This is a genomic window from Izhakiella australiensis (assembly GCF_002006995.1).
GTDB classification, from domain to species: domain Bacteria; phylum Pseudomonadota; class Gammaproteobacteria; order Enterobacterales; family Enterobacteriaceae; genus Izhakiella; species Izhakiella australiensis.
The window spans coordinates 117468-131588 of record NZ_MRUL01000003.1 but is presented as its reverse complement, the minus strand read 5'-3'; the positions used below and the strand labels follow the sequence as shown (position 1 = coordinate 131588).

14 protein-coding genes are annotated in these 14121 nt (G+C 60.1%); all 14 read left to right on the top strand.

The genetic code is table 11. From position 1 onward, the window contains the following. Window positions 1-7 precede the first annotated feature (7 nt). The 14 genes from BTJ39_RS06590 to BTJ39_RS06525 all read left to right on the top strand — a co-directional run bounded on the left by BTJ39_RS06590 (window position 8) and on the right by BTJ39_RS06525 (window position 14066). The gene (locus tag BTJ39_RS06590; RefSeq protein ID WP_078001889.1) at window positions 8-259 is read left to right on the top strand and encodes an acyl carrier protein; all 252 of its coding nucleotides are present in this window, start codon (window positions 8-10) and stop codon (window positions 257-259) included. 19 nt (window positions 260-278) lie between these two features. Beyond that, on the top strand, window positions 279-827 hold the full coding sequence (locus tag BTJ39_RS06585) for a COG4648 family protein (protein ID WP_078001888.1): 549 nt from the start codon (window positions 279-281) through the stop codon (window positions 825-827). Further along, on the top strand, window positions 824-2152 hold the full coding sequence (locus tag BTJ39_RS06580; RefSeq protein WP_078001887.1) for an AMP-binding protein: 1329 nt from the start codon (window positions 824-826) through the stop codon (window positions 2150-2152). The genes BTJ39_RS06585 and BTJ39_RS06580 overlap by 4 nt, the downstream gene beginning before the upstream one ends. Next, window positions 2139-2483: a 3-hydroxyacyl-ACP dehydratase FabZ family protein gene (locus BTJ39_RS06575; RefSeq protein WP_078001886.1), complete on the top strand. Its 345-nt coding sequence runs from the start codon at window positions 2139-2141 to the stop codon at window positions 2481-2483. Before BTJ39_RS06580 ends, BTJ39_RS06575 begins: the two co-directional genes overlap by 14 nt. Further along, window positions 2480-4183, top strand: coding sequence for a glycosyltransferase family 2 protein (locus BTJ39_RS06570; protein ID WP_078001885.1), 1704 nt, complete (start codon window positions 2480-2482; stop codon window positions 4181-4183). The genes BTJ39_RS06575 and BTJ39_RS06570 overlap by 4 nt, the downstream gene beginning before the upstream one ends. A 2-nt stretch (window positions 4184-4185) precedes the next feature. Beyond that, window positions 4186-4608, top strand: coding sequence for an acyl-CoA thioesterase (locus BTJ39_RS06565; protein ID WP_078001884.1), 423 nt, complete (start codon window positions 4186-4188; stop codon window positions 4606-4608). Next, on the top strand, window positions 4605-5210 hold the full coding sequence (locus tag BTJ39_RS06560) for an outer membrane lipoprotein carrier protein LolA (protein WP_078001883.1): 606 nt from the start codon (window positions 4605-4607) through the stop codon (window positions 5208-5210). The genes BTJ39_RS06565 and BTJ39_RS06560 overlap by 4 nt, the downstream gene beginning before the upstream one ends. Further along, complete coding sequence (locus BTJ39_RS06555; protein ID WP_078001882.1) at window positions 5200-7503, top strand: MMPL family transporter; 2304 nt, start codon at window positions 5200-5202, stop codon at window positions 7501-7503. Before BTJ39_RS06560 ends, BTJ39_RS06555 begins: the two co-directional genes overlap by 11 nt. Continuing rightward, window positions 7500-8072, top strand: coding sequence for a DUF3261 domain-containing protein (locus BTJ39_RS06550; protein WP_078001881.1), 573 nt, complete (start codon window positions 7500-7502; stop codon window positions 8070-8072). Before BTJ39_RS06555 ends, BTJ39_RS06550 begins: the two co-directional genes overlap by 4 nt. A gap of 2 nt (window positions 8073-8074) precedes the next feature. Beyond that, window positions 8075-9232, top strand: a complete 1158-nt coding sequence (locus BTJ39_RS06545) for a beta-ketoacyl-[acyl-carrier-protein] synthase family protein (RefSeq protein WP_078001880.1) — start codon at window positions 8075-8077, stop codon at window positions 9230-9232. Next, window positions 9225-9701 (top strand): hotdog family protein, encoded by a 477-nt coding sequence (locus tag BTJ39_RS06540; protein ID WP_078001879.1) that lies wholly within the window; start codon window positions 9225-9227, stop codon window positions 9699-9701. The genes BTJ39_RS06545 and BTJ39_RS06540 overlap by 8 nt, the downstream gene beginning before the upstream one ends. Next, entirely contained in the window at window positions 9698-10429 is a 732-nt protein-coding gene (locus BTJ39_RS06535; RefSeq protein ID WP_078001878.1) for a 3-ketoacyl-ACP reductase FabG2, read from the top strand. Before BTJ39_RS06540 ends, BTJ39_RS06535 begins: the two co-directional genes overlap by 4 nt. Then, window positions 10429-11655: a beta-ketoacyl-ACP synthase gene (locus BTJ39_RS06530; RefSeq protein WP_078001877.1), complete on the top strand. Its 1227-nt coding sequence runs from the start codon at window positions 10429-10431 to the stop codon at window positions 11653-11655. Before BTJ39_RS06535 ends, BTJ39_RS06530 begins: the two co-directional genes overlap by 1 nt. A 179-nt stretch (window positions 11656-11834) precedes the next feature. Beyond that, the gene (locus tag BTJ39_RS06525; RefSeq protein WP_078001876.1) at window positions 11835-14066 is read left to right on the top strand and encodes a TonB-dependent receptor; all 2232 of its coding nucleotides are present in this window, start codon (window positions 11835-11837) and stop codon (window positions 14064-14066) included. Window positions 14067-14121 lie beyond the last annotated feature (55 nt).

The following is a 14121-nucleotide window of genomic DNA, read 5'->3' as shown; positions in this document are numbered from 1 at the left end:
AGAAAGTATGATGCAAAAAAATGATATCTATCAGGAAGTCACTGACCTGCTGGTTAAATTGTTCGAACTCAATCCGCAGGATATACAGCCGCAATCGCGGCTGTATGAAGATCTTGAGTTAGACAGTATTGATGCGGTAGACATGATCGTCCATCTGCAAAAGCATACTGGCAGAAAAATTGCGCCGGAAACGTTCAAATCAGTTCGCACCGTACAGGACGTCGTTGATGCGGTGGAACGGCTGATTCAGCAGGGATAAACAGCAGGTGCGTAGGGGGATGCGCTTTCTCGGCTGGCTGGCGGTGATCTGCTGGCCGCTGCTGGTCTGGCTGAGTCTTACTCACCCGCAGTGGCGCGGTTTAATTCCACTGCTGATGCTGGTGTTTATTTTGCGAGTCATCGCGCTGCGCAACGGCAAAACGGCGCTGGCTGCGGGGGGACGCTGGCTGGCGGCGGCGGGTATTCTGCTGACGGCGGCCAGCTTGCTGCTGCAGCGAACCCACCTGCTGCTGTGGTATCCGGTCGCGGTGAACGTTATTTTGCTGCTGCTATTTGCCGCCTCGCTGCGCAGTGCAATGCCGCTGGTAGAACGGCTGGCTCGCCTGCAGGAGCCGGAGCTGTCCGCTGCGGGCGTTCGCTATACCCGCCGGGTGACGCAGGTCTGGTGCGTTTTCTTTTTATTCAACGGTACCATTGCCTTAATCACCTGCGTTGAAGGCAACCTCAACCACTGGATTATCTGGAACGGCGGCCTCAGCTACGGCTGTATTGCCGTGATGATGGTGACGGAGTGGTTTATCCGGCGACGGGTGAGGGCGGCGAAATGACGGCAACGGTGCCGCTGGCAGCATGGCTGAGCGCAAATCGGGCAGCGCCGGTAGCGATTCGCCATGGCAAAATCATCAGTCAACAGCAGCTGCGCCAGGACGTGCAGACGCTGTGCTGCTGGCTGAGCCTCAGACAAGAATTACGCTGGGCGCTGTGTTTTGAACAAAGCTATGATTTTCTGGTTGCTCTGCTGGCCACCTTGCACAGCGGTAAAGTACCGGTGATCCCCGGCCATCTGCGTCCGGCGCTGCTTAACGAACAGCGAGCCAGTTTTGATGCCGTGCTAAGTGATATTCCGCTGGCGCTGGAGGTTTTCTGCCAGCAGCTGCCGCTTGCCGTGCAGCAAAGCGATGGCAAACTTCCCGTCATAATGCCTGACGCGACGCTGATCCTCTTTACCTCAGGCTCTACCGGCGCGCCGCGCGAAGTGGTAAAGCCGGTAGCCTGCCTGGATGAAGAGATCCGCTGGCTGAGCCAGGCGTGGGGCGAACGCCTGCGGAATTTAACGGTGATCTCCAGCGTCAGCCATCAGCACCTCTACGGGCTGACATTTCGCATCATGCTGCCGATGGCGCTGGGTCTGACCTTTCACAGCGATCAAATTGCTTTCAGCGAGCAGCTCAGCGCGTTAGCGCGCGCGCGCCGCTATCTGCTGGTCAGCAGTCCAGCCTTTTTACGCCGGTTGGATAGCCAGTTGTCGGCACCGCCATGCGCGCTGGTGGTTTCCGCCGGCGGCGAGCTTTGCGCGGGCGATGCGGCCCTGGCCGCCGACTGGCTCGGCGTGGCGATTGATGAAATTTACGGCAGTAGTGAAACCGGCATTATCGCTACCCGGCGCAGCGACGGCAGGAACGTTCTCTGGCAACCTTTTGCGCCGGTGCGTTTTTCCCCGGCGCCTGATGGGCGCTGGCGCGTCCAGTCGCCGCTGATCGCCTCAGCCGACGGGATGTTGCTTGACGATCGGCTCCATTTCGACGGTGAGGGCTTTAGCCTGGCCGGGCGCTATGACCGCATCGTCAAAATTGAAGATAAACGGGTGTCCCTTAGCGACGTGGAGCGCCGTTTAATGACGCTTCCCGGCGTGCATGACGCGGCGGTGCTGGTACTGAAGCGGGAAGGGCGCAGCGTGGTTGGCGCGGTGCTGGTTATTGACCCGTCGGCCGCCGGTGAGTTTAACGGACTGCGCTGGCGTCAGGCGCTGCGCCCGTGGCTGGAACCGGTGGCGATCCCTCGCTACTGGCGCACGGTGGATGCTATTCCCCTTAACAGCCAGAGCAAACGCGACTGGCATCAGCTGGAGGAATTATTTAATGCTGCCCGTTGAGCTGGAGCGCGGATGCCTGGGCGATAAAGCCTGGGTCGGGATGCAAATCAACGCTGATTTACCGTGGTTCAGCGGCCACTTTCCGCAGCAGCCAATACTGCCCGGCGTGGCTCAGCTGGACTGGGTGATTCAGTACGCACAGCAAATGCTGGCGCCGGGCTGGCAGTTTGCCAGCGTTGAAAACATCAAGTTTCAACAGCCGGTGCAGCCGGGGCAGCATCTGATGCTGCATCTGGAATGGCGCGCAGAGAGAGGACAGGTAATTTTCAGCTACCAACGCGTTGGCGATGGTCAGCAGGTTAGCAGCGGCAAGCTGGGGCTACGGCAATGAGCGATTTCCGCCCCTGCGTGGTCATTCCCTGCTATAACCACGGTGCCGCGATGGCTGCGGTGATGGCGCGCCTTGCGCCTTATGATCTGGCGGTATTTGTGGTCGATGATGGCAGTGACAGCGCTACGCAGCAGGCCTTAGCTGAGCTGCGCGCCCCGCAGCTGACGCTTATCCGTCTGTCACAGAACGCTGGCAAAGGGGCGGCGGTTATCCGCGGCTTGCAGGCCGCCGCCGATGCTGGCTTTAGCCATGCTGTCCAGCTTGACGCCGACGGCCAACACCAGATTGAAGATGTTCCCCGTTTGCTGGCGGAGGCGCGCAGGCATCCACAGGCGCTGATCTCCGGCTGGCCGCGCTATGATAACTCGATCCCAAAATCGCGACTGTACGGTCGTTACCTGACCCATTTCTGGGTGTGGATCGAAACGCTTTCGTTGTCGATCAAAGACAGTATGTGCGGCTTTCGCGTCTATCCGCTGGCGGAAACCTGCGCGCTGATCGCCAGCCGGCCAATCGGTCAGCGAATGGATTTTGACACCGAGGTTATGGTGCGTCTTTACTGGCGCGGCACCCCCAGCCGCTTTATCCCAACCCGGGTGACCTACCCCCCGGACGGCATTTCCCACTTTGATGCTCTGCACGATAATTTGCGCATTTCCTGGATGCACACCCGGCTATTTTTCGGCATGCTGGCGCGTATTCCGTCGCTGCTGGCTCAGCGTCGGCAGCAGCGGCACTGGGCCGGAACGGCAGAGCGCAAAGGGCTGTGGGGGATGCGCCTGATGCTGTGGGTCTATCAGCGGCTGGGTAAGGGGCCTTTTACCTTGCTGCTATGGCCGGTGGTCGGCTTTTACTGGCTGAGCGGCCACCAGGCGCGCGCGGCGTCAAAGCAGTGGCTGGCCCTGGTCGGCGACGTTGCGCGCCAGCGCCAGCTGACGTTGCCGGCGCCCCTTGGCAGCTATCGCCATTTTTTGCGCTTTGGTCAGGCAATGCTGGGCAAGGTTGCCAGCTGGCGCGGTGATTTACGCTGGGGAAGAGATATCGATTTTGCCCCGGGCGCAGAAGAGATGCTGCGCGCCAGCGCTGGCAGCGGCGGCGGTAAGCTCATTCTGGCTTCGCATCTGGGGGAAATAGAAGCCTGCCGGGCGCTGGCGCAGCGGCTGAGCGGCCTGACTATCAACGCCCTGGTATTTACCGATAACGCAGCGCGCTTTCAGCATATGATGCAGCGTATCGCGCCGCAGGCCAGCAGTCATCTGATACCGGTGAGCAACATCGGGCCGGAAACCGCCATTTTACTGCGTCAGAAGCTGGACGCGGGTGAATGGGTGGCGATTGTCGGCGATCGTACGGCGATTAACCGCCAGCGCGGCGGCGTGCGGCGGGTTATCTGGAGTGTTTTTATGGGGCGTCAGGCGCCCTTTCCGCAGGGGCCATTCGTGCTCGCTGCGGCGCTGCGTTGTCCGGTGCTGCTGATGTTTGCGCTGCGTGAGCAGGGCATGCTGCGCATCCACTGCGAGCCGTTTGCCGACCCGCTGGATTTACCGCGGCAAAACCGGCAGCAGGCGTTACAACAGGCGGTCGACCTTTATGCCCGCCGTCTGGAACATTATGCGCTGCGTGCGCCGCTGGACTGGTTTAATTTTTTCGATTTCTGGCAGTTGCCTGATCGGCCGCGCGGCGACGAGAAACAGGAGTGAACGTGTCAAACGATGCTGATTTGTCTATTGAGATTGCGCTGAGCATCCCTTTCCACGACGTGGATGCCATGGGGGTGGTCTGGCATGGCAACTATTTTCGTTATTTCGAGATCGCCCGCGAAGCGTTGCTGGGCCGCTTTAACTATGGCTATCGCGAGATGAAGGCCTCGGGCTGGCTGTGGCCGGTAGTGGATACCCGCGTTAAGTACCGCCATTCGCTGACCTTCGAGCAGCAGATTCGGGTAAAGGCCAGCATCAGTGAATATGAAAACCGTCTGCGCATCGACTATGTCATTTTTGATGCGCTGAGCGGTCAGCGAACCACAACGGGTTATACCATTCAGGTGCCGGTTTCTCTGGCAGAGCAAGCGCTTAATTTTGTCTCTCCGCCGGTCCTGCTGGAGCGACTGGGAGTCACGTTATGAGAGGCGTCTTACTGATCGTGTTGCTGCTGCTGAGCAGCGCTTCGCAGGCGGTGACCCTGGCGCAGCTGCAGCAGCGCTTCGCCAACCAGCCGGTGGTGCGTGCCGATTTCAGTCAGGTACGCCACATTGAGGGGATGAAGCAGCCGCTTAAATCCCATGGACAGATGCTGATAGCGCAGAAAAAAGGCCTGTGGTGGCAACAAAGCGCGCCGTTCAAAATGACGCTGGTCCTCGATGATAGCCATATGGTGCAGACGGTAAGTGACCAGCCGCCGCAGATTATTACCGCGGCGAATAATCCACAAATGTTCCAGTTTAATCACCTGCTGCGCGCGCTGTTCCAGGCTGACCGCCGGGTACTGGACGAAAATTTCCAGCTTGATTTTACCCCGGCAGCCGATGGCAGTTGGCAGCTGGCGCTGACGCCGATCACCTCGCCGCTGGATAAGCTTTTCCGCCGCATCACGCTGCAAGGGGCGCAGTTTCTTAACCGGATTACGCTCGACGATCGCCAGGGGGACAGCACAGAGATTACCTTCAGCAATCAGCGTATTACGCCGCCGACACTGAGCGCGCAGGAGCAGCACTATTTTGACTTCTGAGCGTCATCGCCTGCTGGCTATCCTGTGGCTGGCTATTGTGCTGGCGTTCGCCGTCGCACTGCTGCTGATCTGGCCGCGCGCAACCCTTAACAGCAGCGTGATGAGTTTGCTGCCGGCGCTGGACAGTCAGCGGGTGCCAGCGGCAATCGAACACGGTTTTACCCAGCGGCTGGACCGCCAGCTGGTATGGCTGGTACGCGCGCCGGATAATGCGACGGGAAGCGAGGTGGCGACGGACTGGCTGCAGCGCGTGCGCGGCATTGCCGGTATCGGCGAGGTTGAAGGGCCACTTGACGATCGCTGGCAGCAGCGCTGGGGCCTGTTCGCCTGGCAGCATCGCAATGCGCTAGTAGACAGCGCCACTCGCGCCCGGCTGCAGCAGGGCGCGCAGGCTCAGGCGGACTGGATACTCAGTCAGCTTTATTCCGCCTTTGCCGGGGTTGGTCGTCAGGAGCTGCAGCGCGACCCGCTGCTGCTGGTGCGCAGCGCGCAGCTGGCGTTACAGCAGCAGGGAAACCGGCTGATACTGCAAAACGGCTGGCTGGTGGCGAAAGACGATAGCGGCGCCAGCTGGTACTTTCTCCATGCTGAGCTGAATGCGCCGCCTGACGATATGCAGCGCGCGCATCGTATCGCCGACGCGCTACGCCTGGCGCAGCAGCAGCTTCAGCAGCGTTGGCCCGGCGCCCAGCTATTGACGCGCGGTAGCCTGTTTTTCAGCGACTTTGCCAGCCAGCAGGCGCAGCATGACATCACCCGCCTGGGAACCGGTACCGTCGTTGGCGTTTTGCTACTGGTCTTTCTGGTGTTTCGCTCTCTGCGACCGCTGCTGCTGTGCGTACTCTCGGTTAGCATCGGCGCGCTGGTAGGCCTGGTCGCCACCCTGCTGCTGTTTGGCGAGATGCATTTAATGACGTTGGTGATGAGCATCAGCATTACCGGCATTTCCGCCGATTACACCCTGTATTATTTGACTGAACGTCGGGTACACGGCGCCGATCTGTCGCCGCTGGAAAGTCTGGGTAAAGTTGCGCGCGCGCTGCTGCTGGCGCTGGCAACGACGGTGATGGCTTACCTGATTATGCTGCTGGCGCCCTTTCCGGGGCTGCGTCAGCTGGCGGTGTTTGCCGCGGCGGGGCTGACAGCCTCCTGTCTGACGGTGGTTTGCTGGTATCCGCTTCTGGTAAAAGGCTTGCCGGTACGCCCGCTGCCATACGTGGCGCTGATGGGGCGCTGGCTGGTGGCCTGGCGGCGCAAGCCTGCGCTACGGCTCGGTTTGCCGCTGGCGGTGCTTGTGGTTTCGGCTATTGGCTGGAGTCGGTTGCATATCAATGATGATATCAGTCAGCTGCAGGCGCTGCCGCCCGCGCTGCTGGCGCAGGATCGCCAGGTCGCCAGCCTTACCGGGCAGCAGGGCGATCAGCGCTGGTTCCTGGTCTCCGCGGCGCAGCCACAGGAAGCGCTGCAGCGACTGGAGCAGTTGACGCCGCTGTTACAGCAGGCGCAGCAAAAACGCTGGCTGGCGAGCTACCGGCTGCTGCCGCTGCCGTCGCTGGCGCAGCAGCAGCGTTCGCTGGCGCTGCTGCGTCAGCAAGCGCCGCAGGTGGCGAGCCTGCTGCAACAGGCCGGCATCAGCATCGGCAAACCGGACCTGTCCGCAATGACGCTGACGCCGCAGGCGTGGCTGGCCGCACCCAACAGCAGCGGCTGGCGCTTGCTGTGGCTGAGCCTGAAAGACGGGCGCAGCGCGGTGCTGGTACCGGTTAGCGGCGTTGGTAACAGCGCTGCTCTGGCCGGGCTGGCACAGCAGGTGCCCGGCGTTGCCTGGATCGATCGTAAAGCCAGCTTTGATAAGCTTTTCGGATTTTATCGGCAGCTGCTTTGCGGCCTGCTGCTGGCCGCGCTGGGCGCAATTGGCCTGAGTTATCTGATTCGCCTCGGCGTGCGTCAGGGGATGTTAAGCATGGTGCCGTCCTGCCTGTCGCTGGCGGCTGGTCTGGCGGCGCTGGGATACAGTGGGCAGCCGCTTAATCTGTTCTCGCTGCTGGCATTGGTGCTGGTGTTGGGAATTGGCATAAATTACACCCTGTTTTTCAGTAATCCGCGCGGTACGCCGTTGACGTCGTTGCTAGCGGTCACCCTGGCGATGACCACCACGCTGCTGACCCTTGGAATGCTGGTGTTCAGCCAGACGGCGGCGATTGCCGACTTTGGTCTGGTACTCTGTTGCGGCATTATGACCGCCTGGCTGCTGGCGCCGCTGGCAATACCGGGCAAAAGGAGAAAGCCATGAGGGCAGCTTCAGCGCTGACAGGCATACTGTTACTATTATCCGGTTGTGCATCTCACCCGCAGCCGGCGGGCACATCGCAGCCGGAGGCCTGGCTGAAACCCGGCGTGAAGGTCTCGCTGCCCGCGCCCGGTATCTCGCCAGGCTTCAGCGAACAGCAGCTGCTGACCGGCCGCTTCGGGGGGAAAACTCAGTCATTGATGGTGCTGCTGAGTGCCGATGGTGAGCGGCTCAATCTGGCCGGGCTGTCGCCGCTGGGGATCCGCCTGTTTACGCTGCGCTATGACGCCAGCGGCGTGCATACGCAGCAGTCAGTAATGCTGCCGAAGATGCCGCCTGCGGCCCAGGTTCTGGCGGATATTTTACTTAGCCGCTGGCCACTTTCGGCCTGGCAACAGCGCCTGCCGCCGGGCTGGCAGCTCAGGGACCATGGGGATCGACGCATCCTTAGTGACAGTAATGGCAAGCCGGTTGTTGAAATAAGCTATATCACGCGCGCTAATCAACGATTGCCAATAACCATTCAGCAGTATGCTTTTGGTTATCGTATTACGATTCAATATCTGGATTAAACATGATTTATATTTCCGCCGTCGGCATGATAAGCGCGCTTGGCCGCGATCTCCGTACTAGCGCCAGCAGCCTGGCGCACGGAAATGCGCCGGGAATGCAAATTAAAACCGGCTGGCTGAGCGCTGACCGTGCCTGCTACCTTGGCTGCGTTGAGGGCGATTTACCGGCTATCCCTGCGCGCTTAGCTGCGCACAATAGCCGGAATAACCAGCTGCTGCTGGCAGCGCTGGCGCAGATAGCGCCAGCGGTGGATGAGGCCATCGCCCGCGTTGGCCGCCAGCGAATTGCCGTTATTCTCGGCACCAGCACGTCCGGGCTGGATGAAGGCGATCGTTTTATCAGCGGTGCCCGCGACGGTTATCACTATGAAATGCAGGAGCTGGGCGATCCATCGCGCTTCCTGGCGGCTTACCTTAATGTCCAGGGACCGGCCTGGACGCTATCTACCGCCTGCTCATCGAGCGCCAGGGCAGTGATAAGCGGTCAGCGCCTGATTGAGGCGGGACTGGTGGATGTTGCGTTGGTCGGCGGCGCGGATACGCTGAGCCGGATGCCGATAAATGGCTTCGACAGCCTGGAGTCGTTATCATCAAGCCGCTGCCAGCCTTTTAGCGCCGCGCGCGATGGTATTACTATCGGCGAAGGGGCAGCCCTGATGCTGTTGACCCGTGAGCCGCAGCCAGTGGCTTTGGCGGGCGTCGGGGAATCATCAGACGCCTGGCATATGTCGGCGCCGCACCCGCAGGGTGAGGGCGCCATTCGCGCTGTCAGGATGGCACTGACGCAGGCGGGAATCGCGCCTGAGCAGGTGGGTTATATCAACCTGCACGGCACGGCGACGCCGCTCAACGATGAGGTCGAGGCCAGGGTGGTGCAGGCAATATTTGGCGACCGGGTGCCCTGTAGCTCAACCAAACATCTTACCGGCCATATGCTTGGTGCGGCGGGTATCGGCGAGGCGGCCTTGTGCTGGCTGCTGCTGACTGAGTCATTGCCGCTGCCGTGGCAGGACTTTACCCGCAGCCGCTACGATGAAACGCTGGCGCCGTTCGGTCTGCTGCAGGCGCCGCAGCCGCTGACGCAGCCGGTAATAATGAGCAATTCATTTGCTTTTGGCGGTAATAATGTCAGCCTGATTTTTCGGGGGCAGGATGTCTGAGTTTCAGCCAGCGCACGGGTATCTGCCTCACGCCGCGCCAATGGTGCTGATCGAGCGGGTGATCGCGGTGAGCGAAGATAGTGCCCACTGTCAGGTGATGGTGAACGAAAGCAGCGTGCTGGCGCCTTTTCTTAATCAGCGTGGCGCGCTACCGGCCTGGTTTGGTATTGAGATTCTGGCCCAGACAATCGGCGTCTGGTCTGGCTGGCACGGCCGCCAGCATCAGGATGAAAAACCCCAGCCCGGCATGTTGCTGGGCGGGCGGGGATATCGCGCCGCGCAGGCGGAGTTTGCCGCCGGCATTTTGCTGGACGTGGAAATTACGCTGCTAATGCGTGATGGCAAAGTCGGCAGCTTTGAAGGCACTATTCGCCACGGCACAGCGCTGCTGGCGTCAGGAAGGCTGAATACTTATCAGCCAGAACAGGAAGAATTTCAGCAACTTTTAACACAGGGTATCAGCGGATGACGCGTTCAGTATTGGTCACCGGGGCCAGCAAAGGCATCGGGCGGGCGATTGCGCTGCGCCTGGCGGCAGACGGATTTAACATTGGAGTGCATTACCATTCCGATGCTCAAGGCGCGCAGGCCACCTGTCAGCAGATTGAGCAGGCCGGCGGATCGGCCCGCCTGCTTCAGTTTGACGTAGCGAACCGCCAGCAGTGCCGCGAGGCGATCGAGCAGGACATCGCGTTGCACGGCGCCTGGTATGGCGTAGTGAGCAACGCCGGGGTAACCCGCGACGGCGCGTTTCCGGCGCTGGACGACGATGCCTGGGACCGCGTGATACAGACCAATCTCGACAGTTTTTATAACGTTATCCACCCCTGCGTTATGCCCATGATTGGCCTGCGTAGCGGCGGGCGCATCATCACGCTGTCGTCGGTATCTGGCCTGATGGGTAACCGGGGACAGGTTAACTACAGCGCGGCGAAAGCCGGTATTATTGGTGCCAGCAAAGCACTGGCGATTGAGCTGGCAAAGCGCAAGATTACGGTGAACTGCATCGCCCCTGGGCTAATTGACACCGGTATGGTCGAGGTGGCGCCGCAGGCGCTGGACGACGCGATGAAAATGATCCCGCTCAGGCGTATGGGGCAGGCCGATGAGGTGGCCGGACTTGCCAGCTACCTGATGTCGGATATTGCTGCCTACGTCACGCGCCAGGTGATCTCGATTAACGGGGGGATGCTCTGATGAAGCGGGTGGTCGTCACCGGCATGGGCGGCGTGACCGCCTTTGGCGAGCGCTGGGAGCAGGTAGCCCACGGCCTGAAGCTCGGGAAAAACGCAGTGCGCCATATGCCGGAATGGCAGGTCTATCAGGGGCTGCTGACGCAGCTCGGCGCACCGATCGACAGTTTTACCCTGCCAGAGCACTATACGCGCAAGCGCATTCGCTCAATGGGGCGGGTTTCGCTGCTGGCAACGCGCGCCAGCGAGCTGGCGCTGGAGCAGGCCGGCTTAATTGGCCATCCGGTATTAACTAATGGCGAGACCGGCATTGCCTATGGCTCATCCACCGGCAGCACCGGGCCGGTGAGCGAATTCGCCACCATGCTAACCGAAAAGCATACCAATAATATTACCGGCACCACCTACGTGCAGATGATGCCGCATACTACGGCGGTTAACGCCGGCCTGTTTTTTGGCCTGCGCGGCCGGGTGATCCCGACCTCAAGCGCCTGTACCTCCGGCAGTCAGGCTATTGGCTATGCCTGGGAGGCGATCCGCCATGGTTATCAGACGGTGATGGTGGCCGGTGGGGCAGAGGAGCTATGTCCGTCGGAAGCGGCGGTTTTCGATACGTTATTTGCCACCAGCCAGCGTAACGATCGGCCGCAGAGCACGCCGTCGCCTTTTGACAGCGCGCGTGACGGTCTGGTGATTGGCGAAGGGGCGGGAACCCTGATTCTGGAAGCGCTGGATCACGCACAAGCGCGTGGCGCCCCCATCCTGGCTGAGCTGGTTGGTTTTTACACCAACTGCGACGCGGCGCACATCACCCAGCCGCAGCGGCAAACGATGCAGGTCTGCATTGAGCGGGCGTTGCAAAGCGCCGGGCTGGCGCCGCAGGATATCGGCTATATCAACGCTCACGGTACCGCAACCGATCGCGGCGACGTTGCGGAAAGCCATGCAACGGCGGCAGTATTTGGCGATCGAACGCCGATTTCGTCGCTGAAGAGCTATTTTGGCCATACCCTCGGCGCCTGCGGCGCGCTGGAAGCCTGGATGAGTATTGAGATGATGCGTGAGGGCTGGTTTGCCCCCACGCTTAATTTGCAGCAGCCAGCGTCGGACTGCGCGGCGCTGGATTACATCATGCACCGGCCGCGCCACATAGAGACCGATTTTATTCAAAGTAATAATTTTGCTTTTGGCGGCATCAATACCTCGTTAATTTTTAAACGCTGGCGCTAAGCGCCAGTGACGCCCTCCTTGCCAGCAGCGATTTAGCGGCTGCTTTCCGTTCCCGAGTGCTAACAAAACGTAAATTTAGGCCGAACGTATACATTGATACTTGCATTTGCTTACGTCGCGAGCATAATCGTAACCCGAATTAAAACTATTCTCATTTACATTACATTTTGTAGGTATTTATGCGCACTTTAACACCATCCAGCGCTGGCTTTCGCGTCAGCCTGCTGACGCTGATTATCGCCGCCAGCATCACACCGGGAATGGCCGCCAGCGTTTCTTCTGCTAATTCCGCCGCCGGCAGCAGCCCGGCGAAGCCCGACATCGCCAGCGCTAACGCTCAGACGATGACGGTTATCGCGACGCCGGACGACAACTTCAAACCCGGCGGCGATCAGCTGGTACCGGCTTATCTCGACGGCCAGATAGCCAACGGCGGGCGTATGGGAATGCTGGGCGAACAGCGGGCGCAGGACGTTCCCTTTAATATCGTTGGCTATACCAGCAAAATGATTGCTGACCAGCAGGCGCAGAGCATTGCTGATATCGTCACCAACGATCCCTCAGTGCAAAACGTGCAGGGATTCGGCAACTTCTCGGAAAACTATCGCATTCGCGGCTTCCAGCTGGACGGCGATGACATGAGTTTCGGCGGCTTACAAGGCATTATGCCGCGTCAGGTGGTTTCCACGAATATGATTGAGCGCGTGGAGATTTTTAAAGGCTCTAACGCGCTGATGAACGGCGCCGGCCTCAGCGGCGTCGGCGGCATGATCAACCTTGAGCCTAAGCACGCCGACGATACGCCGCTGACCCGCCTCGGCGTTGATTACACTTCGCGTTCGCAAATTGGCACCTCGCTGGACGCCGGGCGCCGCTTTGGTGATAACAACCAGTTCGGCGCGCGCGTTAACCTGCTGCAGCGTGAGGGCGACACGGCGGTTGATCGCGACAAGCGCCGTACTACTCTGGCCTCGCTGGGGCTGGATTATCGCGGCGATAGCCTGCGCACTTCGCTTGACGTGGGTTACCAGAAGCAGACCTACCACAACGGACGCATCGGGGTCGGTATTACCGGCGTGAACGATATTCCTGGCCTGCCGTCGACTACCAGCAACTACAGTCAGAAATGGGTCTACAGCGATATTGAAAGCCAGTTCGGTATGGCGCGCGCCGAGTATGACCTGACCGACAGCTGGACGCTGTACGGCGCCATGGGCGGCCAGCATTCGCACGAGCTTGGCGCCTATTCATCGCCGAAGCTCATCAACAGTAACGGTGACGCCACCGTCAGCCTGCTTGATACCAATAAATACATCGACGCCTTCAGCGGTATGGCGGGCGTACGCGGTAAGTTCAACACCGGTTTTATCAGCCACAGCGTCAACGTCGGCTATTCGGCGCTCACCAAACGCGATAAGACCGCCTGGCGTTCAGGCACCAGCCTGCAAAACACCAATATTTACGATCCGATTGAAGTACCGCGCCCGACGGTGACCGGCGGCGCTGGCGATTACAGCTCGCCGGGCGTGACCGCGCGCACCCGCACCGAAGGGGTATTGCTCTCCGATACGCTTGGCATGCTGGACGACCGGGTATTGCTGACGCTTGGCGCCCGCCACCAGCGGGTTGAGGTGCGCAACTATAGCTACACCACCGGACTGGAAGATGACAGCTCGCGCTTTATTAAGAGCCGCTGGACGCCAGCTTATGGTCTGGTGGTAAAACCCTGGCAGTCAATCTCGCTGTATGCCAACCACATTGAAGCGTTGCAACCGGGCAGTGCGGCACCGAACACGGCGACCAACTACGGTCAGACCACCGGCGTTGCGCACTCTAAACAAAATGAGGTGGGCGTTAAAGCCGACTTTGGCCGCATCGGCGGTTCACTGGCGCTGTTTGACATCCGTAAACCTTCCGGCATCCTCAACAGCGCTGGTGCCTACGTGCTGGACGGCGAACAGCGCCATCGCGGCGTTGAGCTGAGCCTGTTCGGCGAGCCGATGTTGGGACTGCGTCTCAACGGCGGCGCGACCTGGCTTGATCCGACCATGGTGCGTACCGCAGGCGGCACCTATGATGGCAAAGAGCCGATCGGCGTGCCGCATTACAATATGGTCCTTGGCGCCGAATACGACATTAAACCGATCGAGGGGCTGACCGCCACCGCCAGAGTCAATCGCAGCGGTTCGCAGTATGCCAACTCCGCCAATACCAAAAAGCTCGATAGCTACACTACGCTGGATTTGGGCGTGCGCTATCGCATGAAGCTGCAGGAAAATGACATGGTATGGCGCGTCGGCGTTGAGAACGTTACCAATGAGAACTACTGGTCCAGCGTTGAAAGCTACGGTACCTATATCTACCAGGGCCAGCCGCGTACGCTGAAAGTCTCCATGAGCTACGATTTCTAATCCGGCAGGGGGTTACCCAACCCCCGAACGGCTCGCGCGCAAGGGCCGCTGAACA